The organism is Gordonia terrae, from assembly GCF_051789125.1.
Lineage (GTDB): Bacteria > Actinomycetota > Actinomycetes > Mycobacteriales > Mycobacteriaceae > Gordonia > Gordonia terrae_A.
The window spans coordinates 4,562,445-4,587,092 of sequence record NZ_CP196526.1 but is presented as its reverse complement, the minus strand read 5'-3'; the positions used below and the strand labels follow the sequence as shown (position 1 = coordinate 4,587,092).

Here is a 24,648-nt window from a genome sequence, read left to right as displayed (position 1 = left end):
TGTCGCAGCCGGTGGCAAATGCGTTTCTGCCAGTGCCGGAGTCCCGGGTCTGACGCCCAGACGACAGATGTCGCACTCCGTGACGGTGACCGACACGAAATGCGACATCTGCTGCTGGGTACTGCGGGGAACTACTTGTGACCGGGCCGCTTCTTGCCGGCGGCGATGCCGAAGCCCTTGGCCTTCGACGCACCGGCCTCGGCGATGGTCCGTGCTTCTCCGGTCCCGTTGCTCGACGGCTCGGGAGAAGAGGGCTCGGGCTCCTCGGCTTCGGGCTCCTCTGCCCCAGATGCCTGGGCTTCGGGTGCCTGTGCCTGTGGTGCTTCGGTGTGGGCTGTCTCGACCTCGGGGGTCTCTGCGTCCGCCGACTCCGAGGCCTCGGACGCCGGCTCCGACTCCGCCTCGGGTTCGGCCGCTGCGGGCGCGGGTGTGGCGGCGGCCGGGGCCGCCTTGCTCGCCCCGCCCGGTCGCTTCTTGCCCGCGGCCATGCCGAAGCCCTTGGCCTTGGCCGGCTTCTCCTCGGTCAACGCTGCGGCCGAACCGCCCTCGGTGTCCGCCGGCGTCGCCTCCGACGACGGTGCCTCGGCTGCCGGCGCCTCGGCAGTCTCCGACTCGGCTGCCCCGGCAGTCTGCGACTCCGCGGCCTCCGGCTCGGGTTCGGTCTGAGCCGGTGCGGCGGCGGCCGGCTTGGCCGCGGCCTTGCCGATCCCGCCGGGACGCTTCTTGCCCGCGGACATCCCGAAGCCCTTGGCCTTGCCGGGCTTCTCTTCCGTTGCGGCAGCGACGGAAGTGTCGGTGGTCGCCGTCACGGTGGTTGCCGATTCGGTGTCCACGGTCGGGGCGGCGTCCGGTGCCGATTCGCTCTCGTCGATCTTGTTCTCGGCGGGAGCGGTCACTCCGGCGTCGGGTGCGGCCGCGTTGGTGGTCTTCTGACCCGGCCGCTTGGCCTTGCCCATGCCGAAGCCCTTCGACGCGGGCTCCTTCTCGGCCGTCTCGGTGGCGGTCTCGGCGACCTCCTCCTTGACCGCTTCCGACGACTCGGTCTCGGCGGGTACCGGTTCCGCGGTCCCTCCGGCGGGCTTGCCTGCCGCACCGGGACGCTTGGCGCCGCCCTTCATGCCGAAGCCCTTGGCGGCGGGCTTCTTGTCGGCGGGTGCCTCGGCAGGGGCCTCCGCGGGTACGGAATCCGTGGCCGGGGCGGCAGATGATGCGGCGGCGCCGGGCTTCTTGCCGCCCTTCATGCCGAAGCCCTTGGAGGCCGGCTTCTTCTCGGCCGGTGCCTTCTCGGTCGGTGCCTCCGGTGCGGCTGTCTTGGCCGTCGCACCCGGCTTCTTGCCGCCCTTCATGCCCAGGCCGACCTTCGGCTTCGGAGCCGCCTCGGTCGTCGCCGATGCGGATGCTGCCGCCGCGGCGGGGACCTTCTCGGGTTCGGGCTCGGGCTCCGGCTCTGCAAGGGTCGGACGCGGTCCGAGGAATCGGCCGCCGAGCTTGACCTCGGTCCGGTCGCGCTTGACCGACTCGAGCAGCAACTGCGCGACGTCGACGACCTCGACCTTGCCCTCGGACTCGGTGCCGCTGGTCCGTGCGGTCACACCGTCGGTCAGCATCACGCGGCAGAACGGGCAACCCGTCGCGACCTTCTTGATCTGATCCCCGGTCGTGTCGCCGAGTGTGTTGAGAGCCTCGTCTACCCGGTCGATGTTGATCCGCTTGCCGATCTGCTCTTCCATCCACATGCGCGCACCACCGGCGCCACAGCACATGGACCGTTCGCCGTGACGCGGCATCTCGGTGAGCGTCGAACCGGCGGCGCCCATCAGCTCACGCGGAGCGTCGTAGACCTTGTTGTGGCGGCCCAGGTAGCAGGGGTCGTGGTAGGTGACGCCCTCGCCGAGCGGCGCGACCGGGACGAGGCGCTTCTCGCGGACGAGCCGGTTGAGCAGCTGCGTGTGGTGCACGACCTCGTACTTGGCGCCGAGCTGCGGATATTCGTTGCCCAGTGCGTTGAAGCAGTGTGCACAGGTCACGACGACCTTCTTGCGCTGCTCGGGTGCGGTGGCGAAGACCTCGCCGAGCATCTCGATGTTCTGCTGCGCGAGCATCTGGAAGAGGAACTCGTTGCCCGCGCGTCGTGCCGAGTCACCGGTACAGGTCTCGCCCTCGCCGAGGACCATGAAGTTGACCGCGGCCATGTCGAGCAACTCCGCGACGGCCTTGGTGGTCTTCTTCGCACGGTCTTCGTAGGCGCCGGCACAGCCGACCCAGAACAGGTACTCGAAGCCCTCGAACGACTCGACGTCCTTGCCGAAGACCGGGATCTCGATGTCCATCTCGTCGATCCAGGCGGTGCGCGCGGAGGCGTTCTGGCCCCACGGGTTGCCCTTGTTCTCGAGGTTCTTGAACATGCCGGCCAGCTCGGTCGGGAAGTCCGACTCGATCAGGACCTGGTAGCGGCGCATGTCGAGGATGTGGTCGACGTGCTCGATGTCGACGGGGCACTGCTCGACGCACGCGCCACAGGTGGTGCAGCTCCACAGGGTCTCGGTGTCGATGACCGCACCGAGTGCCTCGGCATCGAACTCGCCGTCCACGGCTTCGACACCGTTGCCGCCGCCGAGATCGCCCTTGGACTCGCCGACGAGCTTGCGTGCCGCTTCGGCGCGTGCCGCCTCGGGGATCGCGTTGAGCTTGTCCTCGAGCACGTTGCCGTCGGCATCGACCAGACCGACCTCGTCGCCGCCCATGTCCTTGCGGCCACCGGCCAGCAGGTAGGGGGCCTTGGCGTTGCCGTGGTCGCGCAGCGACATGATCAGCAGCTTGGGACTCAGCGGCTTACCGGTGTTCCACGCGGGGCACTGCGACTGGCAACGACCGCATTCGGTACAGGTGGTGAAGTCCAGCCAGCCCTTCCAGGAGAAGTCCTCGATCTTTCCGGCGCCGAACGCGTCGACGTCGGGATCGGCGGTCTCCATGTCGAGGACCTTGCCCTGGCTCATCATCGGCTTCGCGGCACCGAGGGCGACGCCGCCGTCCTGCTCGCGCTTGAAGTAGATGTTGAAGAAGGCCGAGAAGCGGTGCCACGCAACGCCCCAGCTGATGTTCATGCCGACCATCGCGAGCCACACCATGCCGCTCATCAGCTTGATGACCGCGAAGATCGACACCAGTGTCGGCGACGCCGGCAGGAGCTTGGCGACCTGCATGGTGAAGAAGTCGGAGTAGGCGTTGGAGTGGTGGTAGGTGGCGATCTTCGACGCCTTCACCAGGATCATGCCCAGGCCCTCGAGCAACACGACGGCCTCGACGAAGTAGGCCGGCCCGAAACGCGAACCGCCGAAGCGCGACAGCCGTTCCGGGACGCGCGGGTGGTTCAGCTGCCGGATGACGATCAGGACGATGATGCCGACCACGGTTCCGATACCCAGCAGCTCGTCCCAGAGGTGCCAGGCGAACGTGTCACCGAAGACGGGCCAGTGGAACTCGGGATTGATGGACTGACCGTAGGCCTCGAACCACAGCAGGGCGCCGCCGAGGAAGCCGATCATCACCAGCCAGTGCGCCCAGCCGACGGTGCGGAACTTCACCATCCGGGTGTGGACGATGAACTCTTTGAGCATCGTCAGCATGCGCGGCAGGATGGGCCAGAAGCGGGAGCTGTCGACCTTGTGCCCGAGCTTGATGGTGCGGTAGATCCGCACCACGCCACCGAGGAACAGGTACCAGCAGAGGAGGCTGATCACCGCGGCTGTCGTGCCGATGGCAATCGTCGTGGTAGTCACGGGCGCGTACCGGCCTTTCGTCTAGGTCGTCCGCCGCCGGGTCGCGGAACGCGAGGCTGGGTACCACGGGGCGGTGTACTACAGGTAACCGTAATTCGTTGCGCCACCGGCGCGCTGCCAAGGCTGGCCTAATCACTGCAGGTCTACATCACCACCGATGATACTCACCAGTAACTTACTGTCGAGTCAGGGTGGGCGACGCCACGTCCGGGTCACGGGCGGACGCCGGTGTCACCGGGTGCGCGCGACCTTCTCGAGTTCCTCCAGGGCCGTGTCGAGGTGCGTGAGCAGGCGTTGCAGGCTCGGAAGCTGGGCGCGAGCGCCGATCAACCCGAAGTTGATGTGCTCGGCGGTGCTGGTCACGGTGATGTTGAGGGCCAGGCCCTGCGTCGGGATGGAGACGGGATACACACCGTCGAGTCGGGCGCCGTTCCAGTAGAGGTGCTTCGACGGCCCCGGCACGTTGCTGATGATGATGTTGAACTGCGGCGGGACGTACTGCACGAAGCCGGGGACGGTGGCGAACGCCAGCGGCGCGAAGTTGGCCGCCCCGAGTGCGAGCGCTTGCAGCGGGCGCAGTCCGCGGACCACCGACTTGCTGTGGCGGGCCGAGTCCACGAGCTTGTCGAGGCGGCGTTCGGGATCGGGTTCGTCGGTCGCGAGGCTGACCAGGATGGCGGTCACCGCGTTGCCCTCGTCGTCGCCGTCGGTGTGCATCGACACCGGTACTGCCGCGATGAGCGGAGCGTCCGGGAGCGCGTCGTGTTCGATCAGGTAGGACCGCAGGGCGCCCGAGCACATCGCGACGATGACGTCGTTGAGGGTGATGTTGCGGGCATCGGCCACCGCTCGGAGGCGCTCGAGTTCCCACTGCTGCGACGCGAAGCGACGGGCGCTGCCGATCGCGACGTCGAGGATGGTCCGCGGCGCGCGTCCCAGCGGCGCCACGAATTCCGGATCACGCAGACCGGAGACCGCCACCTTCGCCGCGGCCGGACCCATGCCTGCGATCTGACCCGCAACGTTGGCGAGTCCCGACACCCGGTCGCGCAGACTCGGCGCGGGGCGTGGCGGCCGACGCTCCGCCAGCGCGGGATCCCAGGGCGCCGTGCCCGACCGGTCGTCGGGGTCGTCGGACAGCGCGCGATGAAGCAGGCGGAGTGCCGAGACCCCGTCGACCAGCGAGTGATGGACCTTGGTGTAGAGCGCCACCCGACCGTCGTCGAGGCCCTCGATGACGTGGATCTCCCACATCGGGCGGAACCGGTCCATCAGTGACCCGTGGTTGAGAGAGACATAGCGCAACAACTCGCGGACGCGGCCCGGGCGGGGCAGGACGGTGCGTCGTACGTGGTAGTCGAAGTCGATGTCGTCGTCGTAGGACCAGGCCACGTTGCCCAGCAGGGTGACCGGCGTGGCCGGGCGCTTGCGGAAAAGGGGATGCACGTCGGTGCAGCCGCAGAACGCCTCGATGATCTCTTCGGCGAGCTCGCTGGACGACTGGCCCTCGCGCGGGATGAACAGTTGGAGTCCGCCGACGTGCATGGGTTGCTCGCGTGTCTCGGCCAGCAGGAACATCGACGAGGTGACCGGCATGTACGGCATTCGCACCATCACTTTCCCAGACGGACGGATGCGCAGGAGGGGAGCGCGACCGAGTCCCACAAGTATCACGGCGTGGCCGCCGCCCCCGGGGTGGAATGGCCATGTTCGCCGACCGCTCGATCTAGGTTGGAGGCGTGAGGTCAGGGGCTCGTCTCGTCGGGGCTGCGGTGATCGTGCTCGTCGAGCTCTGGATCACCGTGGCCGCGACGTGGATGTACTTCTCGTCGGCGGGCAGGATCGACGACGCCGGCGACCCGCCGTCGCGGCCGACGCTTCTCGTGCTGGGATCGCTGGTCTACGACGACGGCACTCCCGGTGACTATGTGCGGGGGCGGCTCGATACCGCCCTCGCGTTGTACCGGACCGGTCAGGTGGCGCGGATCATCAACTCCGGCAACGGCTCTGCTGATGCCGGGAACGAGCCCGCGGTGATGCGCCGATATCTCGAGGCGCACGGGGTGAACGCGGCGTCGATCGTCGACGACCCGGCCGGCCTCGATACCGCGGCGAGTTGCCGGCGGGCGCGGCAGGTGTTCGGCGTGCGCGAGGTGATCGTCGTGACCCAGGGCTTCCATCTGCGCCGGGCGATCGCTCTGTGCCGGGCCGAGGGGGTCGACGCACGCGGTGTCGTCGCCGAATGTGACTGTCCGGTCTGGACTGTGGTGCGCAACCACGTCCGCGAGACGGTCTTCGCGGGCCCGCGGGCGGTCCTCACCGCGGTGAGGTGAGGGGTCTCACCACCAGCCGAGGGTGCGCTGGAGGTCGGCCTCGACGGCGGGGATCAGGCTGCGGACGAACGTGGCCGACAGGTGATGGAAGTCGTGCCACACGAGGATGTTCCCGACGACGGCCGGGCAGTAGTCGTCGTCGCACATCGCGTCGGTGTAGTCGAGGAAGGACATGTTCGGGAACTGGCCGGCGAGCGGTGCCGCGGGATCTGCCGGCGCCATCGCCTGATCGCGGGGGACTCCGCACACCGAGGGTTTGCGCCCGCTGGCAAGACACTCTGGTGGCTTGAGTTGTCCGGTGGCCCAAGGGTTGTCGCGCACCGCGACGACCCGCTGCCCGCGGTCGCGGAACTGGGCGAAGATCTCCTCGTAGTCCTTGGGGACGTAATCGCCGTCGCCCGACTCGACGGGGCGCGTGCTGTTGGTGAACACCACGTCGGGCTTGTCGACGGCGAGGCGCTCCATCACGCGTCGCGACCAGTCGTTGCATTGGTAGTACTTCTGGCCGAACCACGTGAAGACGTGTTCGGTGGTGAGGGCGCACCCCACCTTGAGATAGGTGGTGACCCGGAAGTGGTGGCGCTTGCCGATGTCGTTGAGCGCGGTGATCCACTGCTCGGCATGCGAGCCGCCGACGAGGGCGATGGTGCGGGGGGCGTTGACGTCGCCGTAATACCCGACCTTGATGGACGGGTCCTTCCAGCCGCTGATGATCGAGTCGTAGGACGTGATGGGCCAGTCCATGTCGACGACCTCGGGGCTCGGCTCGGCCACGACCTTCGGCACGGGTGCCCCGTCGAGGAAGGCCCGTGCCCCCGGGTACAGGCGCGGGTCGAGGTTCTCGGTGTCGAGAGTGGCGTTGGCGGCGTCCCGCTGCCAGGTGACGGCAGCCGCGCCGGCGGCGACGCTGATGACGATCAGGACGGCGAGCAGCGCGCGGCGGTACCCGCGTGTGTCCGACAGGCGCGGCCGGCCGGAATCGGTCCGCGCGCGCTCGGGCGAACCGGATCGCAACGGTGCTTCGACGAATCTGGTCGTCAGCCAGGCCAGCAGCACCGAAACGGCCAGGATCGCCGTGCCCTCGAGCCAGGAGACGTCGTCCTGATACCGCCACGCCAGATAGAAGATGAGCAACGGCCAGTGCCACAGGTACAGCGCGTAGGCGATCGAACCGAGCCACACCAGGCGCGGGTGTGCGAGGCCGCGGCTGACACCGGACCGGATGGACGCCTGACCGGTTGTCCCATCGGCGGGCGCCGTCTGCGACGAGCCGACCCAGATCAGCACGAGCGTCGCGCCGACCGGGACGAGCGCCCACGCGGCCGGGTATTCCTGGACGCCGGCGATCCACCAACCGCACGTGATGATCAGGCCCAGGGCAACGATGCCGAGCAGGTCACGCATCCACCGGGACAACGGGATGCGCGGCATCCACACCGCGAGGAGCCCGCCCGCGAGCGGCTCCCACAGTCGGGCGACGGTGTCGTAGTAGGTGAAGGGCTGGTTGATCCCGTGGCGGTAGTTGGCCCATGCAAACGAGCCGAGTGCGACGACTCCCAGGCCGATACCGACGACGCCACGCACCACCTTGGGATCGGCGAAGAAGGCGAAGCGTCGTCCGAGTGAGCGCAGAACACCGCCGAGCGCGAGGGCACACAGCAGTGTGAGGACGAAGAACTGCCCCTGCATCGACATCGACCACAGGTGCTGCATCGGGCTGTTGGCGGAATCGGCGGCGGCGTAGTCCTGCGACTCGAACGCCAGGTGCCAGTTCTGGTAGTACAGGGCACTGGCCTGCAACTCGGCTCCGAGCGGTCCCCACCGCGTCGTCGGCATGATCAGCGCGATCAGGGCGGCGGTCACCGCCAGCACCAGCAGCAAGGCGGGCAGGAGCCGACGCACGAGCCGCCAGAACCGCGGCCACGGATTGATCGCCGCACGCCACGTCGACGTCGTCGGCTGTGTGGCCAGCACGTGCTTGAGCAATGACGCGACGAAGAAGTAGCCCGACAGCGTCAGGAAGACGTCGACGCCGCCGGACACGCGGCCGAACCAGACGTGGAACACCGCGACCAGCGCGATCGCGACACCTCGCAGACCGTCGAGGTCGAGCCGGTAACCCGACGTGTTGCCGGTCGCGGCGTCCTCGTTGGGTGTCGCGACGGGGGTCGCGTCGGTCAGGGGCGTACGCACAGAGGGCGATGGTACTTGCCCGCACCTGAGCGTTGGCCGGCACGAGCGGGATGTCGCCGCACCTCGCAGCGGACTCTCAGGGAAGCCCGAACGCCGCCTCACCGGGCCGACCGCGTCGTACGATCCAACGCATGCTGCTCTTGTCGATGGGCGTGTCGGTCGACGGCTTCATCGCCGACCGCGACGGCGACTTCACCTGGACCGTCCCCGACGACGGACTGTTCGCCTTTCACACCGAACGGGTGGCCGACCTCGGCGCCTTCGTGTGCGGGCGTCGACTCTACGAGACGATGCTGGTGTGGGAGACCGACCCACGCATGCGCGAGACCGAGGCCGACGCCGCCTTCGCCGACCTCTGGTCGGCGCTGCCCAAGGTGGTGTTCAGCCGCACCCTGACGTCGGTCGAGGGCAATGCCCGGCTGGCGCAGCGCCCGCTGACCGAGGAGCTCGCGGCGATCCTGGACTCGACGGACTCCGACGTGGAGATCGGCGGTGCGGATCTGGCCGGGCAGGCCATCGAGTCCGGCTTCGTCGACGAGTTCCGGATCTTCCGTTACCCGATCGTCGTCGGTGGCGGGACGCCGTTCTTCCCGCCGGTGACGCGATCCATCCCGCTCGAACTCGCCGAGACGCGCACCTTCGGCCAGGTACTCTACGAGCGGTACCGCCGGGTGCGCGACCAGACGTGACCGACACGGGAACGTCCCGTCGCCGGCGAGTCGTTCGTTCGCCCCTCATTCGTTCGCGCTGCGTCTAACCCTTCAGCCACATCGATCCCCCCGGCACCCTGTCGATCAGCCAATTCACGCCGACTTCAGGGGAGATTCCATATGAGAGCACGACGATCGGTCGCGATCATCGGAGCCGGGCTGGCCGGGACCAGCGCCGCTCTCGGCTTTCTCGACGCGGGTTTCGACGTAACCCTCTACAGCGACCGGGACCGGGAGTCACTACGAGACAAGGTGCCGCCGACCGGGGTCGGCGTCCTGTTCGGAAAGCCTCGCGAATGGGACGCGGAGATCATCGACGACCTGTACGAGGTCGGCAACACCACCGGGATCAGCGCTCGTCTGTACTCGGGCAGCGGCGACGAGCGCGCCGCGGTCCTCGAGTTCAACCCGGACTACGGTTACGTCGCCCAAGCCGTCGACCTCCGCCTGCGGGCCGACGACCGTCTGGCCCGATTCCTGGACCGCGGTGGCCGATTCGAGGTGGGGCAGGTCGGTCTCGACCGTCTCGACACGATCGCCGCCGACGCCGACATCACCCTCGTCGCGACCGGCAAGGGCGGACTGTCGACGCTCTTCCCCGTCGACGAGTCGCGCTCGCACTACCGGGAACCCCAGCGTCGTCTGCTGCAGGTCACCCTGACCGGTGTCGACCACGGTCCCGAGTCCTTCGCCTACCGCAGCAGCGCGGGCGGCGACCACTCGCTGTTCAACCTCGACGCGCAGAACGGTGAGATCTTCGTCGGGCCGTTCCTGCACAAGGACGCCGGACCGACGTGGTCGTTCATCGTCTTCGCCAAGCCGGACGGGGCGTGGGCCGCCCGCATCGACGACGTCCACGACGCCGTGTCCGCCCGCCAGACGATCTCGGGCATCTTCGCCGAGTACTTCCCGGAGGACGCACCCGTCATCGATCGGCTCCAGGTCATCGAGTCCGATCCGGTGTCGTGGCTCAAGGGCGCGGTCACCCCGACCGTGCGGCAGGCCGTCGCCTCCACCGCGGGTGGACATCCGGTCGCGGCCATCGGCGACACCGCCATCGCCGTGGACCCGGTCGCGGGGCAGGGCGCCGCCAACACCCTGTTCCAGGTCGCCGAACTCGTCAAGGCAGCGCGGGACCACGAAGGCGAATTCACCGCCGAGTGGCTGTCGGCGGAGTTCGAGAAGCACTGGGAGCGACGCGGACGAGCCGCCGTCGAGGTCACCCGGCTCTATCTCGGGGACCCCGACTACGCGACGCACCTGGAGTTGTCGTTTCCGGCGGCCGCCGTCAGTCCCCCCATCGCCTCGGCACTGTTCGGACTGCTCTCCGAGCCGAATCCGCTGCTCGGCCTGCGGACCCGTGAGGACGTCGAGGGCTTCATCTCTGCGGTGGCCGGTGAACCACACGATCAGGTCCTCGCCCGCTTCGCGCCGGCCGGTCAATTCAGCGCCGCCACCCCGGAGGCCGTGAGCGCCTGACAGCCTCCCGAACGACGCACCTCGCCGCCCGCGCCGGACGGCGAGGTGCGTGGTCGTTCGGCGCACTCGAACCAGACGCCCCATGGGAGACGACTCCCGTGGTGTGATACGAACGACATCGTCGTTCGAGTCGGCGCCGGAGGGGGCAGATGTGAAGTCGGGGTGGACGTTGGCCGATGCGCCTCCGCAGACCGGACGGGTCGCCGTGGTGACCGGCGCGAACTCGGGGATCGGACGCGAGATCGCGCTCGGTCTGGCGACGCTGGGAGCCCGTGTCGTGCTGGCGTGCCGCAATCCGCAGAACGCGGCCGAGGCCTACGACTACATCGCGGGGAAGGTTCCCGGCGCCGAGCTGGAGACCGTCGACCTCGACCTCGCGAGCCTGGATTCGGTCCGTGCTGCCGCCGGCGAGATCGGCCGGCGCCATACCCGGGTCGACGTGCTGGTGAACAACGCCGGGGTCATGCGGGCGCGTCGCGAACTGACGTCCGACGGTTTCGAGATGGACTTCGGCACAAACTATCTGGGTCACTACGCGCTGACCGGACTGCTGATCGACCGCCTGCTGGCCGCGGATGCGGCGCGGGTGGTCACCGTCGGCAGTCATGTCCACCGCGCCGGCACCATCGATTTCGACGACCTGCCGATGGAGCGCACGTTCAGCACCGCAGGCGCCTACTCGCGCTCGAAGCTCGCCCAGATGCTGTTCGCGCTCGAACTGGATCGTCGGATGAGAAGTGCTGACGTGTCGGCGATCTCGCTGGCCTGCCACCCCGGCGGGACCCGGACCGGGGTGATGCGTGAACAGAGCAGGTTCCTCCAGTGGGCCTATCACGCGCCGTCGCTGCGCTGGCTCACCGACCTGTTCATCATGGACCCGCCCGACGGTGCCCTGCCGGTCCTCCGCGCGGCCGCCGACCCGAAGGCGCAGGGCGGCGAGTACTACGGTCCGGTGGGCAGTCTCGGACTCGTCGGTCCACCGGTGCTGGTGGAACCGGCCGCGAAGGCCAAGGACGCCGACGTCGCCGCACGCCTGTGGGACGTCGGAGCCGAACTCACCGGTGTGGCCATCGATCTCGGGCCGTCTCCTGCTCCCTGAGGCGCGCAGCAACCCTCGTCAGATCGCGAACCGCCCCGCGAACGACCGCAGCGGTAGGTCCGCGCTCGTCACGATGCCCGGTGCCGCCGCGACGACCGATCGGATCGAGTTGAGGGCGGGCAGGCCGGTGACGGTCATCCCGATCGATGCGAAGTTCTCCGGCTTGGTGAGGTCGAAACCCTTGCGCGGGAAGATCATGTGCTTGGAGTAGATGTTCGGGTCGCCGGTGACCTGGGTGATGTAGCAGGCCTGGATGTTCCACGACGGATCGGTATGCGGAGTCATCTGCCATTCGAGGTGGGATTCGACGCGGGCCACACCGTCGACCATGCCCTGGTACTTGATGTAGCTGCCGCCGAGGGAGCCCTCCGGCAACTGGTACCAGCCGAGGTCGACATCCTTGGTGCACGCGCCGAGGACATAGGAGAACGCCACCTCGTCGAGTTCGAGATCGAAGGCATCGGCCATCAGGTACACCGAATCCGCGAAGACCGCGGTGTACTTGTACAGCGAATCCGGGATGCTCGGATCATCCACGGGCAGGCCGTATCCCACGGCCTTCCACGTATCGACGGAATGGTGGCACGAGACGTCGACCGACTCGATGACGGTGACGTTCTCGATTTCGGCGACGTCGGCGGTGTGCACGATGCCCAGGATCTGTGCGAGACCCGGATTCATTCCGGTGCCGTAGAAGGTGGCGCCGCCCTTCTCGCAGGCCGCCGCGATGATCTCGCTGACCTTGCTTCCCGACGGATGTGGATGGTTGGTGTCGCGGTGGAATCCGGTGATCCAGTCGGCGGTGGTCACGACGTTGATGCCGGCTTCGAGCACCGCGACGTAGAGGTCCTCGTCGGGGAACACGCCGTGGAACGTGAGCACGTCCGGATGCGCGGCGATGATCTCGTCGACGGTGCCGGTGGCGGTCACCCCGATCGGATCGAGGCCGACGATCTCACCGGCGTCGCGTCCGATCTTGTCGGGCGTATAACAGTGCAGGCCGACGAGTTCGAGGTCGGGATGTGACTGGATACGGCCGATCATCTCGGTGCCCAGATTGCCGGTGGCGACCTGGAAGACCCGGATTCGGTCGGTGGTGGTCATGCGAGATCCTCTCGGAGGGTTGCGGTGTCAGGATCGGGCGGCGGCGCGCAGCGCGTCGAGTTCGGAGCGGCGGATGCGGACGTACTCGTCACCGGACCCCTCGCGCGACGGAAGGTCGATGGCACCTGTCTCGGGACGGGTCGGATCCGACTCCGCCGGGCCGCCGTCGGGATAGAACTGGCGGGCCCACTTGCGCAGTGCGGTGAAGCCCTCGAATTCCTTGCGTGACAGGGCCGGCGGGTCGCTGTAGCGCTGGTGCGCCCAGATGTCGATGTCGGCCGCGAACTGCTCGATCACGAGGTCGGCCATCGTCGTGCCGTAGCGGGTGATCTCACCGCTCTCCTCGCCGGGTTTGCGGCCGATCCACACGGTGAACCGGACGTCGGAGGTGTGTTCGTCGACCGGGGTGACCGCGGGCATCGTGCGGTTGTCGACCATGCCCCAGCTCTTGGTCACCGAGCAGCCGAGCCCGGCATTGATGGATTCGACTCCGCTGGTGGCGCTTTCGAGTGTCGCGCCCTCGTCGAAGGCGATCGTGAAGTCGACGTGCGAGACCGGGCCCCCGAAATCGTGCCGGGTGAATTCCGGCATGAACGGAGTCTTGTGCACGAAGATGAAGTGGGCGAAGTCGACGCCGTTCTCCATGATGTATTGCGGATGGATCTCGAGCCCCGGCCGGAACAGGGTGGCGGCGGGCACCGGTGGGTAATAGTCGGCAGCACTTCGGTCGTCGTCGAAATCGGCGAAGATGTCCGGGACCTCGAAGTGGGGTGGCCGACCGTCCACGTCGTGCCAGATCCACACCGCTTCATTGCGTTCGACGACCGGATAGCTACGAATCCGGCGACCCTTGTTGGGGTGCTTCTCGTAGGGGATGCACACGTTGCGGCCCTCGCGGTTCCACTCCCAACCGTGGAACGGGCAGACCAGGTTCTCGCCCTCGACGTGCCCGCCGTGGCCCAGGTGCGCACCCAGGTGCTCGCAATAGGCGTCGAAGACGGACAGATGCCCGGACCGGGACCGCCAGGCCACCATCTCCCGACCGAAGTACTTCATGGTGTGCACCACACCGACCGGGATCTCCGAGCTCCATGCGACCTGGAACCACCCGGTGGGGGTCATCGACAGCGGCGTTCTCGCCATGACGCAACGGTAGGTCCCCCGGCGCAGGAATACAAGAGGGTTCTATGAAAAATGAACCGGCAGGTCAGCTGGCGGTTTCGGCCAGTTCGGGCACGGCCTCGGAGTCGGTCGCGAGGGATGCCTCCTGCATGACCCGATGGATCTCCGCGTTGAAGTCCTCGACGGCCTCGATGTTCGACGCGTGTCCGGTGTCGAGGACCACGAGGCTGTCGAGGTGACCCCGTACCGAGAGTGAGTGCGCGATCCGCTGCGTCATCGCGTGCGGCAGAAGGAGATCGTGGCGACCGCCGATCACGGTGGTGGGTACCGAGATCGCCTCGACGCCGACCGGCCCCAAGGCCAGCTGGACGAGGGCGACCGCGGTCTTCGCGCGTGACGACGGTGTGCACGACCGTGTCATCGCGAGGAGGAACGCGGCATGATCGATGGTCGCCGAGCGGCCGTTGAGAATGCGGTGCCGGATGAGGCTCCGCGTGAACCGGTCTCCGGGGAGGGGGACCGGTAGCGACAATGCCATCTGCGCGAGCCACAGTGGGGCCTTGATCGGACCGTTGAGCAAGGGCAGCACGCGACTCTCGGTGGCGATCCCGCCCCACGTGGTGTTGGCGAGGACCATGGCGGCGGCCCGCGCTTCCGCTTGTGCGCGATGGCGATGCGCCCACGCCTGCAGGGTGATGCCGCCCATGCTGTGACCGACGAACACGGCTTTGTCAGCGGCCGGCACCGTTTGCGATACGACGGCGTACAGGTCGTCGGCGAGCACATCGGTGTCGAACTTGCGTTTGCCCCAGGTGCTCTCGCCGTGTCCGCGCTGGTCGTAGGCGATGACGTGATAGCGCTCGGACAGTGCGTTGATCTGCGGGTTCCAGTACTCGATGCAACAACACCAGCCATGGACCAATACCAGGACGGGAGCTCCCGACGGACCATGGTGGTGCACCCGCAGCCGCGCGCCGTCGTCGGTGACCGCCCAGGAGACACGGTCGGGCTCGCGCGAATTGAACAGGGCATCGACATAGACGCGCCGTCGGAGCCGGCGACGCGCCTCGGCCGGCCGCAGACCGGAAAGTGCGTGTCGAGCAGCGCTCACGCCACCGGGTCCGGTCATGTCGTCTCCCTCGATCCGTCCGTGACACGAGTCACAGCAGAAGCTTAATGATACAAACTACCAGCGTTTGTTTCACAACTTTCGGGGCACGATGTGCGACATGTATCGGTTTGCCGCGCCGCCCCGTCCGCGGTGGTCATCACTTGCTCGGGTGGATAACCGAGGGGCGCCCGGCCAAAACCTCTCGCCGGTCAGCGGAACGGCGACGACCTTGACTACCATCGGCGATCATGCCTCCCGCGGACCGGCGCGCCGCCGATGACGGAGCGGCCGCGGGCGGCCGCCGCGCGAACCGTCGTGGGCAGGCCACGCGTGACGCGATGCTCGACGCGGCACTCGTGTCTCTTTCGTCCGGCGACCCGGCTTCGGTATCTGGCAACCGGATCGCCAAGGACATCGGGGCCACGTGGGGGGCCATCAAGTACCAGTTCGGCGACATCGACGGTCTGTGGGCCGCGGTGCTGCACCGCACCGCCGAACATCGCGGGGACCTCCCGGTGAGTGTGAAACCCGAGGCGCCACTGAAACAGCGGGTGGAGGCGATCGTCGACCTGATGTACGAGGGACTCACCTCGCCGGAGTCACGGGCGATCGAGACGTTGCGGGCAGCCCTGCCGCGCGACCCCGACGAACTCCGTCGCACGTTCCCGAAGACCGCGGACGAGTTCGCCTCGTGGGGTCCGTCGTGGATCGACTCGTGTCAGCGAGCCTTTGCCGACCTCGACGTCGACCCCGAGCGCGTTCGCGAGGTCGCCGCCTTCCTGCCCGGTGCGATGCGTGGACTCGTGTCGGAGAAGCAGCTCGGCAGTTTCCAGGACCAGCAACTGGCGCGGCGCGGTCTGGCGCGCGCGATCGTCGCGCTCCTGGCGGCTTAACCGGTCTCGTCCGGGTCGTCCTCGCCTTCGGCCTGATCGGGTTGGGAGGCGTTCGAGGTCACCATCTCCGGGTCGCCGTCGGGGTCGTGCTGGTCGTCGGGATCGGTGGGTGCGGCGGATTCGTTGGTGGACATGCGGAGCTCCTTGCTCGTGTCGCTGTGGGTTCGATCGGGGTGGGTTCGATCGGGGTGGGTCCGATCGGGGTGGGTCCGACACCTCGACCGCGTTCCCTCGTGTCCGACCGACCAAACCCCCGTTTGAGCGGTCTGGGGGCCGGGTAGACCGGTGGCGGTCGACGCCCTGCGCGCACGGGCGTGACGTCCCCGGAAGGAGTGCCGTCGGCGATGGCACGGAAATCGCGAGAACCCATGCACGATCAGAACGACACCCGGTCCGCTCCGCCGTCGCTGGCGCGAGCCGGCGTCCGTGACACAGCCCGCATCCTGGGGGGTGTGCTCGCCCCGGTGGTCGCCGAAGGTGTTGTGGCGCGCCGGAAGTCGACGGTCCGCCTGGGTGGACGACTCGACACACACGGACGGGCGGCCCGGATTCTGAACGACATGCGCTCGAAATACGACGCCGACGCCCTGCGGCTGACTTTCCCGCGCCCGATGGTCGTGGCATTGCGCCCGCCCGCGGTCACCGCCACCCTGACGGGCACTCCGGACCCGTTCACCCCGGCGTCGAAGGAGAAGGTCGCCGCGTTGTCACGGTTCCAGCCGACCGGAGTGTTGATCTCCGACGATCGGCATCGGGTGGCGCGCCGTGAGCTGAACGAGCTGGCGCTGGAGTCGACTCAGGACGTGCACTCGCTGCATCGGCGGTGCGCGGCGATCATCGAGTCCGAGGTGGCCGAACTCTTCGCGAACAATGCCGCCGACGGCCTCTCCTGGGATTCGTACGCGGTCGCCCATTGGCACATGGTGCGCCGCTTCGTGTTCGGCGACTCGGCCAGGGACGACGAGGAGCTGACCGACGTGTTGACGGTGCTGCGGCGCGACGCCAACTGGGCATACGCGCACCCGCGCCGGTCCACGACATATGACAACTTCCGCCGCCGGTTGGATCATCTGTCGACGGCGGCGCCCCGGGACTCGCTGGCCGCCATCGTGCGGGATGCGGTCGACAAGCCGGGTTCCCTCGACCCGATCGGGCAGATCCCGCACTGGCTGTTCGCCTTCGACGCCGTGGCGGTCGCGATCCACCGGGCGCTGGCGCTGCTGGCAGCTCACCCCGACTCGGCGGCACGGGCGCGGGCGGAGGTCGCGGCCGCGACCATCACCGAGGTGCGTGCGCTGCCGACCCTGCGCGCGACGATGCTCGAGTCGCTGCGGCTGTGGCCGACGACGCTCGCCATCCTCCGGGAAGCGACACGGGATGTCGAGTGGGCGGGTGGCGTCGTGCCTGCCGGCGCGACGACGGTGGTGATCGGTGAATTCTTCCAACGCGACGACGACGCGATGGACTTCGCCCAACGGTTCACGCCCGAGATCTGGACGGACGGCCGTGCGCGCGATCTCGCGGGCGTGGTCCCGTTCAGCGACGGGCCCGGCGTGTGTCCGGGACGCAACCTCGTGCTGATGTTCGGCACGGCGGTGCTGGCCACGATCTGTCGGACTTTCGACCTCGACGACAACGTGCTGGCGCCGCGGGTGCGCGCGGGCAGCGTCGACATGCCGCACGCGCTCGACCACTTCGACCTCCGTGTCGGCCTGACCCCTCGCGCCGAGGATTGACACACGCGGCTGGCGGGACATCAGCCGGGACGAGTGGTTCCGCAGCTTCGAGCACGCCGAACTCGCACTGGTCTACGAAGCGGAGAAGTCCGGCGCGTGCACCTTCGCGAAGGTCGTGCCCGCGCCGGACTTCTGATCCGGTTGCGCCTGGTCGGCGCGTACTAGACGCGCCGCGCGGCGTAGCGGGCGCCCTCGAGCGTCATTCCGTTGACCGAGTACAGCACGTGTAGGGCGTTGGGGCCGCCGACCGGTGCGCCGTCGCAGATGGTGTCACCCGCGATGCAATAGCGGATCGTCCTGCTCCGGTACGGGGCCGCCACCTTGATCGGGGGCGCACCGATGTCGTCGATGAAGCGGTCCGACGGCGCGCCGTAGAGCACGATCGCCGACACGTTGCGAGCGAGGTCGGCCGGGAGGGGCGGGGGCACGAACCGGTCGTACGCGGCGTAGCGCGCAGGCAGGTCGAGTCCGGCGTGCACGGCGTAACCCGCCACGACCGCGCCTTGGGAGTATCCGCCGAGGACGACCTTGGTTCCCGGGCAGTTCTTGGCCAGGTACTTGATGCGGCTCTGTGTCGACCGGACACCGTCGGCGACGGTCCGTGCGAACTTCATCCGGTTGTTGAACTGGTCGCTGGCCGGGTAGGGCACCGCGTACGACGCCACGGACTTGCCGGGGAGTTGGGAGCGGACGGCCTCGACGAAGGAGATTCCGGTGAGTCCCATCGGAGGTGCCGTCTCGACCGTGCCGCGGGCGAACACCACCTCGACATCGGAGCACGGTGCGGCTTGTGCCGCCGGAGTCCCGGTGACCACCGCCCCCGTGATCGCAGACACCAGACAGAGGACGGAGACGCTCAACCGTTTGATCACTCGCCCCATGGTAGAGATCACATCCGACAAGAGTAAGAAGTTCATCATCACAAAGATCGAGGGAGTCGAGGGCCATCCGGCGGGCGTTCTGCGACGAAGGACCCTGATGAGCAGACGCTAGGTTTTGTACGATCACGTGACTCGCCGGGCTGGACCGGCGGTATCGAAGTAAAGGTGAGTGCCGGTGGACTCAGACGTTCATTTCAAGATCGCCGAGTTGGTACGGCAGATGCACGCGGTACCGGAGTCCACCCAAGATTCGACCGGCGAGGTCCTGTCGTCGATCACCGAGGGCGCTGTCGAGTACGTTCCCGGTGCGCAGCACGCCGGTGTCCTCCTGGTCGACCAGAAGAAGAACTTCGACACCCTCGCGCCCACCGGTCCCGTGATGAACGAGGTGGACCAGATCCAGAAGGAGACGGGCGAGGGTCCGTGCCTACAGGCGGCCTGGGACCACCACATCGTGCTGATGAACGACATCCGGTCCGACCCGCGCTTCCCGCGGTTCTCGGCGCGCGTCATCGACGAGACCCCGGTACGAGCGAGCCTGTCGTTCAAGTTGTTCACCGATCAGGGAACGATGGGCGCACTCAACGTCTTCGCCGATCACACCGACGCATTCGACGAGGAGTCGCAGGAGATCGGTCTGTTGTTCGCGACGCACGCGGCGCTCGCCCTGCGCGCGGCCCGTCAGCAGCAGCACTTCCGCAGCGCCCTGGCGAGCCGGGACGTCATCGGGCAGGCCAAGGGCATGATCATGTACCGCTTCCGGATCGACGCGGTCGCGGCCTTCGCCCTTCTCAAGCGCTTGTCGCAGGACACGAACACGCCCCTGGCCAAGGTCGCCGAACAGCTCGTCGAGAAGGAACTGGCCGAACCCGTCGAGTCGGGGAACGGGTCACGGTCCTGAACCGGCGCTCCCGCGCCGGGCACCCTCCGTCGACCGGGCGCCCCTTTTCGTCGACCGTGCACCGTTTTTCGTCGACCGGGCGCCGTTTTTCGTCGACTGTGCGCTGGGCAGCGCCCGGCCGCCACTAGGTTGGGCTCATGCGCAGCCGGCACGTGAGTGTGGTCATCAATACCGAACCCGGGAACGTCTACGACTTCGCGGCCGAACCCGACAACCTGCCGCGCTGGGCCGCGGGGCTGGCGACCTCGGAGGTCACGCGACGGGGAGGCGAGCTACTCGTCGAATCGCCGATGGGCACGGTGAGAGTTCGGTTCGTCGCGCGTAACGACTTCGGCGTCGTCGACCACGAGGTGATCCTCCCGAACGGGGACACGGTGCTCAATCCACTGCGGGTGCTTGCGCACCCCGACGGTGCGGAAGTCGTGTTCACGATCCGGCAGCTGGCGATGTCCGACGACGAGTTCGAGCGTGACGCCCGAACGGTCGAGGAGGATCTCACTCGTCTCAAGTCATTGCTGGAGACGGGCAGTCCTCGATAACGGCGACCCGGCCGAGCGGGTTGCCGGTGTCACTTGTGCTGCAGGGTGAAGTCCTCAGAGTACTTCTGCCGCAACGCCTCCCACTCTGCCGAACTGATGCCGAGGGCCTCGAGCAGATACGCGGAGACGGCGCCGGCGACCAGGGCGACCCGGGCTGGGTTCTCGTCGGTGGTCTCGCGTACCGCCTCGCCTGCGATGCCGCCGAGAGTGTGTTCCCCGTCCGGAATCCACAGCAGGTCCGTCGCCCCTGGGCTGAGGTGGAACGCATCGGTCAGCCATTCCGGACCGCGAGTCGACAGCGGCGAGTCGTCCTTGCCGCCGGCGACGACCAGTGTCGGGGTCGTCATCGTCGAGAAGTCGGGGCGCATGAACGGCAGGTGTTCGCGCGCATACTCGCTCAGGCTGTCCCCGGTCCCGGCCGTCGCGAGCAGTGCACCCGCTCGCACAGCTCGATGTGCGAGATCCGCGCCGACGACCCCGTCGGGCCCGATCACACGCGCCCCGAGGAGAGCGCCGACGGTCTGGCCGCCCCACGAGTGGCCGACCGCGGCCAGCCGATCGATGTCGACGCGGGAGCGTAGGTCTCCACCGGCCGCGCCCAGAATCTCGTGGAGGTGGTCGATCACGGCGTGGGCGTCGTCGATCCGCGCGCGCCAGATGGTCGCGAAGCTCGGGTCGTCGAACCCGATCCCGTGCCGCCGGGAGTCGAGGTGTGTTGGTTGTACGACGACGAAACCCGAAGCAGCCCAATGATCGACGAGTGGCTCGTAACCGTCCATCGACCAGGCGTTGCCATGGGAGAACACGATGACCGGGAGGCGATCACCGGTGCGTGGGGCGGTGACCTTCACCGTCAGAGGCAACGGCCGGTCCGAGGTGTGGACGACGATGGGCTTGACGGCGACGATCTGGCGGGCGAGCAATTCGATGGACACGGTACTTCTTTCGGATGGAGGGTTTCGGATGGAGGGACGGCAAGCGCGATAACCTGAACGGAACGATGTTCCGCCAAGTTAGCGGAACAATGTTCCGCGAGCAAGGGGTGGAAGGTGACCGAACGTAAAAACGCACGTCAGGCGCAGGCCGAGCGCAGCCGCCGTGCGCTTCTCGATGCGGCGGCTGCGGCATTCGTAGAAGCGGGCGTGCAAGCCCCGGTGCGCGACATCGCCGCGCGGGCCGGCGTCGGGGTCGGCACCGTGTACCGACACTTCCCGACGCGTGCCGAACTGGTCACCGCCGTGTACCGGCACCAGGTCGACGAGTGCGCAGCGCTGGCGGAACAGCTTCTCGCCGAACGCATCCCGCCGCGCGCAGCGCTGTGCCGGTGGACGTCGGCATTCACTGACTTCCTGGTCACCAAACACGGATTGAGCGACGCCCTCAGCTCCGACGATCCGAGCCTGACCGATCTGCACGCGCTCATCTTCGACACCCTCGTGCCGGCATTCGCCTCACTGCTCGAGCCCGCGCAGGCGGCGGGGCAGGTCAACGAGGACATCTGCGCGCTGACGTTCCTGCGGGCGATCGGGAACCTGTGCATCGTCGGCCCCGGGTACACCGACTCCGACGCGCGGGCGATGGTCGATCTGCTGCTGGTCGGTTCCGGCGCAGCGTCGGCCGGACTCGAGAACGCGGGGCGATGAGAACGGGCACGCGTCGAAGTCAGTCCTGAGGAGAAGCGACTGTGACGGAACGCGACTTCGAGGGGATCCCATGACAGAGCGTCGACTGTTCTTCATCCACGGCGCGGGCGGTTACGTCGACGACGGCCCGCTCGCCGAGGCGCTGTCCGCGGCACTCGGCGCGACGCTGGATATGCCGGAGTTCTCCGACGACGACATGTCGATCGAGGCGTGGGCGCGCCCGATCCGGGAGTGTCTCGCGGGGCTGGACACCGCCGACGCCGTCGTCGCGCACTCGTTCGGAGCGACGGTGCTGTTGCACGTCCTCGCCGAGGCCGATTCCGCGGTCCCCGAACACGTGGTGCTGCTTGCGATGCCGAACTGGGGACCGGACGGTTGGGATGTTCCCCAATACGTCCTCGCCGACCACCCGCTCCCTGAGGTGCGAGGAGCCTCGAAGGGGGTCGCCCTCCACCACTGCGTCGACGACGCGGTGGTGCCCGTCGAGCACCTGGACCTGAACGCGCGGCTCCTCCCGTCGGCGACGCTGCAGCGTCACCCGGTGGGTGGCCACCAATTCGATGGGCTCGCCGATGTCATCGCCGCCGAAGTGGTTGCGCGCGGGCGACGAGCCACCGACCCTGGGTAGGGACAACAGGTCGGCAAAAGGTGCAAGCCCGGAAAGGCCCACATGGACGAGAACCGATGAGCGAGCAGTGGTCGGCCGACATCGAGGCATATGGCGTCCCGGCCGCGTCGCCTGCCGGCAGGTGGCTGATCGTCGCCGCGGTCCTCGGTTCGGGTGTGGCGTTCATCGACGGCACGGTCGTCAACGTCGCGCTGCCCGCGATCGCGCGCGACCTCGACACCGGTCTGCGTGGACAGCAGTGGGTCCTCGACGGTTATCTGCTGACGCTGAGCGCGTTGCTGCTGCTGGGCGGTGTGGCGGGTGACCGGTACGGACGGCGGTTGATCTTCGTCGGGGGACTCGGTGTGTTCGCGGTGGCGACGGTCGCGTGCGGCCTCGCGCCGACTGTCGAGCTGCTGGTGGTCGCCCGGATCGTCCAGGGGGTCGCGGCTGCGGCCGTGGTGCCGGGAAGCCTCGCGCTGATCAATGCCGAGATCCGGCCTTCCGATCGAGGTGCCGCCGTCGGACTGTGGGCCGGGATGTCCGGTGCGACCACCGCTCTCGGGCCGTTCGTCGGCGGGTGGCTGGTCGACGCCGCGTCGTGGCGCTGGACATTTCTGCTGAGCGTGCCGCTGGCACTGGGCGCGCTGTGGATCGCACTGCGTCATGTTCCCGACTCGCGGGGTGCGCCGGCGGACGGGTCGCTCGATGTCGCGGGTGCGGTGGCCATGACCGCTGGGCTCGCGGGGGTGATCTACGCCTTGATCGAGGGTCCGTCGAGCGGTTGGACGCTGGTGCCGGTGGTCGCCGGGCTGGCCGGGCTCGCGTCCCTCGCCGGGTTCGTCGTCCTGGAGTCGAGGGTGCGTTCGCCGCTGCTGCCGCTCCGCCTCTTCCGTTCGTCACAGTTCACCGGCGCCAACCTCACCACCTTGCTCGTCTATGCGGCGCTCGGCGGTGCGCTGTTCCTGCTCGCCCTGCAGTTGCAGCAGAGCCTGGGATACTCGGCGTTCGAGGCGGGCGCGGCGATGTTCCCGAGCACGTTCATCATGTTGTTCGGGTCGCCGCTGGTGGGAAAGCTCGCGCAGCGCACGGGTCCGCGGCTGCCCATGACCGTCGGTCCGCTGATCGCGGCGGGGGGATTCGCGCTGATGTCGCGCGTCGGACCCGGAGCGGGCTACCTCGACGCGGTGCTGCCCGGAGTGCTCTTGTTCGGGCTCGGCATGACCGTCACCGTTGCGCCATTGACCGCGGCAGCGCTGGCCGCGGTCGACGACGAGCTCGCCGGAACCGCGTCGGGCGTCAACAACGCGGTCGCGCGACTGGCCGGTCTGCTCGCGGTGGCGGTGCTGCCCGCGGTGGCCGGGATCGACGCCGGACCCGGCGACCCGCTGGGCAGCGGATTCCAGACCGCGATGTATCTGTGCGCCGCGTGCTGTGCGGTCGGCGGACTGGTGGCGGCGTGCACCATCCGGTCGAGCACCGACGTGCAGCCGCAGGTGCGGGCGGGCGTGGACGCCGCGTGCCAGGACGCGGCCACCCGCCGGGAACGCGCCGCGAATCCTTAGCTCCAAACCGCGGTCACCGCGGCGTCGAGCTATGAATCGCGGCGCTCACCGGTGCCGGCTGCGATGGCCCAGATGACGAGCAGCGGCTGGAAGAACAGTCGCGTGAGCCGCTTCTGATCGGTGTCCAGACCGAACGCGTCGATGTGCTCGACGTACTGGTTGATGTTGCCGGGGAAGATGGCGACGAAGAAGGCGGCCACGATCCACGACACCACCTTGCGATGCCGGGGGAGGGCGATGAGGGCTGCGCCGAGCGCGATCTCGACTCCACCCGAGGCCAGCACCACGAAGTCCTTGCTGAACGGCACCCAGTCGGGCACCTGCGCCTGGAACTCCTGCCGCTGGGCGGTCAGATGACCTACCCCGGCGACCGCGAGTACGGTTCCGAGCGCGATGCGGGCGATGGCGAAGCCCAGCGGCTGACGAGTGGTGGTGGGGGTCAGGACTGACATGCAGGCTCCTCGTGTGGGCGTCGGTTCGGTTGTACCGCACTTCGTGGCGGGCGGGGTTTCGGACGGTCGACGCCGCGGAGTTCGCGTCGGCCTGAGTCTTGGCGTCGATTTCTGGCACAGAAGTACTTACTTGTGATTGAGTGTTGTGACTGCGGCCACTAGGACGGGGCCGCTCGTTGTACGAAGAGGACAGCCCATGACACTCGACACCTCACCGTCACACCATCTTTCCGCCTCGTGGCTGCAGTCGGTGTCCGACGCGCTGCGAGGTGCGGCCGGTGTCGTGGTCACCACGGCGGCGTTCCTCGTCGCCGTCGCGGTGCTGGTGGTCGCGCAGATCGTCGTGGTCGCCACCCGCGCTGCCGTCGACCTCACCTGAGTTCGCGGCCTGTCGAGCAGACCCACCCCCGTTGGACACATCCGCCCCGGATTCGGGTGTGGGTGTGTCCAACGGTGGTGAGGGTGCGGCGGTTACCCGGGGTGTGGCCACCCCGTTCGCTC

22 protein-coding genes are annotated in these 24,648 nt (G+C 68.1%); 12 read left to right on the top strand and 10 right to left on the bottom strand.

The window, feature by feature from the left end; translation table 11 throughout:
• Nucleotides 1-131: 131 nt before the first annotated feature.
• Both ACSUZC_RS20915 and ACSUZC_RS20910 read right to left on the bottom strand, forming a co-directional pair.
• Nucleotides 132-3,779 (bottom strand): (Fe-S)-binding protein, encoded by a 3,648-nt coding sequence (locus ACSUZC_RS20915; RefSeq protein ID WP_439030371.1) that lies wholly within the window; start codon nt 3,777-3,779, stop codon nt 132-134.
• A gap of 231 nt (nt 3,780-4,010) precedes the next feature.
• Nucleotides 4,011-5,384, bottom strand: a complete 1,374-nt coding sequence (locus ACSUZC_RS20910) for a WS/DGAT/MGAT family O-acyltransferase (RefSeq protein ID WP_439030370.1) — start codon at nt 5,382-5,384, stop codon at nt 4,011-4,013.
• Nucleotides 5,385-5,596: 212 nt separating this feature from the next.
• Here ACSUZC_RS20910 and ACSUZC_RS20905 point away from each other — a divergent pair, with 212 nt between their 5' ends.
• Complete coding sequence (locus ACSUZC_RS20905; protein ID WP_439033190.1) at nt 5,597-6,112, top strand: SanA/YdcF family protein; 516 nt, start codon at nt 5,597-5,599, stop codon at nt 6,110-6,112.
• A gap of 6 nt (nt 6,113-6,118) precedes the next feature.
• Here ACSUZC_RS20905 and ACSUZC_RS20900 read toward each other — a convergent pair whose 3' ends face one another.
• Nucleotides 6,119-8,305: an acyltransferase family protein gene (locus ACSUZC_RS20900; RefSeq protein ID WP_439030369.1), complete on the bottom strand. Its 2,187-nt coding sequence runs from the start codon at nt 8,303-8,305 to the stop codon at nt 6,119-6,121.
• 131 nt (nt 8,306-8,436) lie between these two features.
• On the opposite strand from ACSUZC_RS20900, the gene ACSUZC_RS20895 reads away from it, so the two are divergent.
• From ACSUZC_RS20895 to ACSUZC_RS20885, 3 genes are all read left to right on the top strand, one after another.
• Complete coding sequence (locus tag ACSUZC_RS20895) at nt 8,437-8,994, top strand: dihydrofolate reductase family protein (RefSeq protein WP_439030368.1); 558 nt, start codon at nt 8,437-8,439, stop codon at nt 8,992-8,994.
• A gap of 141 nt (nt 8,995-9,135) precedes the next feature.
• On the top strand, nt 9,136-10,494 hold the full coding sequence (locus ACSUZC_RS20890) for a styrene monooxygenase/indole monooxygenase family protein (RefSeq protein WP_439030367.1): 1,359 nt from the start codon (nt 9,136-9,138) through the stop codon (nt 10,492-10,494).
• A 151-nt stretch (nt 10,495-10,645) separates the two neighbouring features.
• The gene (locus ACSUZC_RS20885; protein WP_439030366.1) at nt 10,646-11,593 is read left to right on the top strand and encodes an oxidoreductase; all 948 of its coding nucleotides are present in this window, start codon (nt 10,646-10,648) and stop codon (nt 11,591-11,593) included.
• Between the two features lie 18 nt (nt 11,594-11,611).
• Here ACSUZC_RS20885 and ACSUZC_RS20880 read toward each other — a convergent pair whose 3' ends face one another.
• From ACSUZC_RS20880 to ACSUZC_RS20870, 3 genes are all read right to left on the bottom strand, one after another.
• Nucleotides 11,612-12,697, bottom strand: coding sequence for an NAD(P)H-dependent amine dehydrogenase family protein (locus tag ACSUZC_RS20880; protein WP_439030365.1), 1,086 nt, complete (start codon nt 12,695-12,697; stop codon nt 11,612-11,614).
• A gap of 27 nt (nt 12,698-12,724) precedes the next feature.
• Nucleotides 12,725-13,840: a Rieske 2Fe-2S domain-containing protein gene (locus ACSUZC_RS20875; protein WP_439030364.1), complete on the bottom strand. Its 1,116-nt coding sequence runs from the start codon at nt 13,838-13,840 to the stop codon at nt 12,725-12,727.
• Between the two features lie 64 nt (nt 13,841-13,904).
• Nucleotides 13,905-14,948, bottom strand: a complete 1,044-nt coding sequence (locus ACSUZC_RS20870; RefSeq protein ID WP_439030363.1) for an alpha/beta fold hydrolase — start codon at nt 14,946-14,948, stop codon at nt 13,905-13,907.
• A gap of 230 nt (nt 14,949-15,178) precedes the next feature.
• Here ACSUZC_RS20870 and ACSUZC_RS20865 point away from each other — a divergent pair, with 230 nt between their 5' ends.
• Nucleotides 15,179-15,823 carry a TetR/AcrR family transcriptional regulator gene (locus ACSUZC_RS20865; RefSeq protein WP_439030362.1) on the top strand — a complete coding sequence of 215 codons (645 nt, stop codon included), beginning with the start codon at nt 15,179-15,181 and terminating at the stop codon, nt 15,821-15,823.
• Here the strand turns inward: ACSUZC_RS20865 and ACSUZC_RS20860 are convergent.
• A complete protein-coding gene (locus ACSUZC_RS20860) occupies nt 15,820-15,957 on the bottom strand; it encodes a hypothetical protein (protein WP_439030361.1) in 138 nt (45 codons plus the stop codon). The two genes, ACSUZC_RS20865 and ACSUZC_RS20860, sit on opposite strands and share 4 nt — an antisense overlap.
• A 210-nt stretch (nt 15,958-16,167) precedes the next feature.
• On the opposite strand from ACSUZC_RS20860, the gene ACSUZC_RS20855 reads away from it, so the two are divergent.
• Nucleotides 16,168-17,559: a cytochrome P450 gene (locus tag ACSUZC_RS20855; protein ID WP_439030360.1), complete on the top strand. Its 1,392-nt coding sequence runs from the start codon at nt 16,168-16,170 to the stop codon at nt 17,557-17,559.
• Nucleotides 17,560-17,720: 161 nt separating this feature from the next.
• Here the strand turns inward: ACSUZC_RS20855 and ACSUZC_RS20850 are convergent, their stop codons facing one another.
• Nucleotides 17,721-18,440, bottom strand: coding sequence for a cutinase family protein (locus ACSUZC_RS20850; RefSeq protein ID WP_439030359.1), 720 nt, complete (start codon nt 18,438-18,440; stop codon nt 17,721-17,723).
• Between the two features lie 175 nt (nt 18,441-18,615).
• Here ACSUZC_RS20850 and ACSUZC_RS20845 point away from each other — a divergent pair, with 175 nt between their 5' ends.
• Both ACSUZC_RS20845 and ACSUZC_RS20840 read left to right on the top strand, forming a co-directional pair.
• Complete coding sequence (locus ACSUZC_RS20845; protein WP_439030358.1) at nt 18,616-19,341, top strand: GAF and ANTAR domain-containing protein; 726 nt, start codon at nt 18,616-18,618, stop codon at nt 19,339-19,341.
• A 137-nt stretch (nt 19,342-19,478) separates the two neighbouring features.
• Nucleotides 19,479-19,880: an SRPBCC family protein gene (locus ACSUZC_RS20840; protein WP_439030357.1), complete on the top strand. Its 402-nt coding sequence runs from the start codon at nt 19,479-19,481 to the stop codon at nt 19,878-19,880.
• A 29-nt stretch (nt 19,881-19,909) separates the two neighbouring features.
• On the opposite strand, the gene ACSUZC_RS20835 is transcribed toward ACSUZC_RS20840, so the two are convergent.
• Nucleotides 19,910-20,815 carry an alpha/beta hydrolase family protein gene (locus ACSUZC_RS20835; RefSeq protein ID WP_439030356.1) on the bottom strand — a complete coding sequence of 302 codons (906 nt, stop codon included), beginning with the start codon at nt 20,813-20,815 and terminating at the stop codon, nt 19,910-19,912.
• Nucleotides 20,816-20,929: 114 nt separating this feature from the next.
• Here ACSUZC_RS20835 and ACSUZC_RS20830 point away from each other — a divergent pair, with 114 nt between their 5' ends.
• The 3 genes from ACSUZC_RS20830 to ACSUZC_RS20820 all read left to right on the top strand — a co-directional run bounded on the left by ACSUZC_RS20830 (nt 20,930) and on the right by ACSUZC_RS20820 (nt 23,695).
• Complete coding sequence (locus tag ACSUZC_RS20830; RefSeq protein WP_439030355.1) at nt 20,930-21,523, top strand: TetR/AcrR family transcriptional regulator; 594 nt, start codon at nt 20,930-20,932, stop codon at nt 21,521-21,523.
• 70 nt (nt 21,524-21,593) lie between these two features.
• Nucleotides 21,594-22,151, top strand: a complete 558-nt coding sequence (locus ACSUZC_RS20825) for an alpha/beta fold hydrolase (RefSeq protein WP_439030354.1) — start codon at nt 21,594-21,596, stop codon at nt 22,149-22,151.
• A gap of 56 nt (nt 22,152-22,207) precedes the next feature.
• Nucleotides 22,208-23,695 carry an MFS transporter gene (locus tag ACSUZC_RS20820; RefSeq protein WP_439030353.1) on the top strand — a complete coding sequence of 496 codons (1,488 nt, stop codon included), beginning with the start codon at nt 22,208-22,210 and terminating at the stop codon, nt 23,693-23,695.
• Between the two features lie 29 nt (nt 23,696-23,724).
• Here ACSUZC_RS20820 and ACSUZC_RS20815 read toward each other — a convergent pair whose 3' ends face one another.
• Nucleotides 23,725-24,147: a DoxX family protein gene (locus ACSUZC_RS20815; RefSeq protein WP_439030352.1), complete on the bottom strand. Its 423-nt coding sequence runs from the start codon at nt 24,145-24,147 to the stop codon at nt 23,725-23,727.
• A gap of 196 nt (nt 24,148-24,343) precedes the next feature.
• Between ACSUZC_RS20815 and ACSUZC_RS20810 the strand changes: the two genes are divergently transcribed.
• Complete coding sequence (locus ACSUZC_RS20810) at nt 24,344-24,526, top strand: hypothetical protein (RefSeq protein WP_439030351.1); 183 nt, start codon at nt 24,344-24,346, stop codon at nt 24,524-24,526.
• The last annotated feature ends 122 nt before the right edge of the window (nt 24,527-24,648 follow it).

Coding starts and splice junctions, on each gene's coding strand:
- ACSUZC_RS20910 (WP_439030370.1), bottom strand. CDS start 5,384: ATGCCGTACATGCCGGTCACCTCGTCGATGTTCCTGCTGGCCGAGACA.
- ACSUZC_RS20905 (WP_439033190.1), top strand. CDS start 5,597: ATGTACTTCTCGTCGGCGGGCAGGATCGACGACGCCGGCGACCCGCCG.
- ACSUZC_RS20895 (WP_439030368.1), top strand. CDS start 8,437: ATGCTGCTCTTGTCGATGGGCGTGTCGGTCGACGGCTTCATCGCCGAC.
- ACSUZC_RS20890 (WP_439030367.1), top strand. CDS start 9,136: ATGAGAGCACGACGATCGGTCGCGATCATCGGAGCCGGGCTGGCCGGG.
- ACSUZC_RS20880 (WP_439030365.1), bottom strand. CDS start 12,697: ATGACCACCACCGACCGAATCCGGGTCTTCCAGGTCGCCACCGGCAAT.
- ACSUZC_RS20875 (WP_439030364.1), bottom strand. CDS start 13,840: ATGGCGAGAACGCCGCTGTCGATGACCCCCACCGGGTGGTTCCAGGTC.
- ACSUZC_RS20870 (WP_439030363.1), bottom strand. CDS start 14,948: ATGACCGGACCCGGTGGCGTGAGCGCTGCTCGACACGCACTTTCCGGT.
- ACSUZC_RS20865 (WP_439030362.1), top strand. CDS start 15,179: ATGCCTCCCGCGGACCGGCGCGCCGCCGATGACGGAGCGGCCGCGGGC.
- ACSUZC_RS20860 (WP_439030361.1), bottom strand. CDS start 15,957: ATGTCCACCAACGAATCCGCCGCACCCACCGATCCCGACGACCAGCAC.
- ACSUZC_RS20855 (WP_439030360.1), top strand. CDS start 16,168: ATGGCACGGAAATCGCGAGAACCCATGCACGATCAGAACGACACCCGG.
- ACSUZC_RS20850 (WP_439030359.1), bottom strand. CDS start 18,440: ATGGGGCGAGTGATCAAACGGTTGAGCGTCTCCGTCCTCTGTCTGGTG.
- ACSUZC_RS20840 (WP_439030357.1), top strand. CDS start 19,479: ATGCGCAGCCGGCACGTGAGTGTGGTCATCAATACCGAACCCGGGAAC.
- ACSUZC_RS20825 (WP_439030354.1), top strand. CDS start 21,594: ATGACAGAGCGTCGACTGTTCTTCATCCACGGCGCGGGCGGTTACGTC.
- ACSUZC_RS20820 (WP_439030353.1), top strand. CDS start 22,208: ATGAGCGAGCAGTGGTCGGCCGACATCGAGGCATATGGCGTCCCGGCC.
- ACSUZC_RS20815 (WP_439030352.1), bottom strand. CDS start 24,147: ATGTCAGTCCTGACCCCCACCACCACTCGTCAGCCGCTGGGCTTCGCC.
- ACSUZC_RS20810 (WP_439030351.1), top strand. CDS start 24,344: ATGACACTCGACACCTCACCGTCACACCATCTTTCCGCCTCGTGGCTG.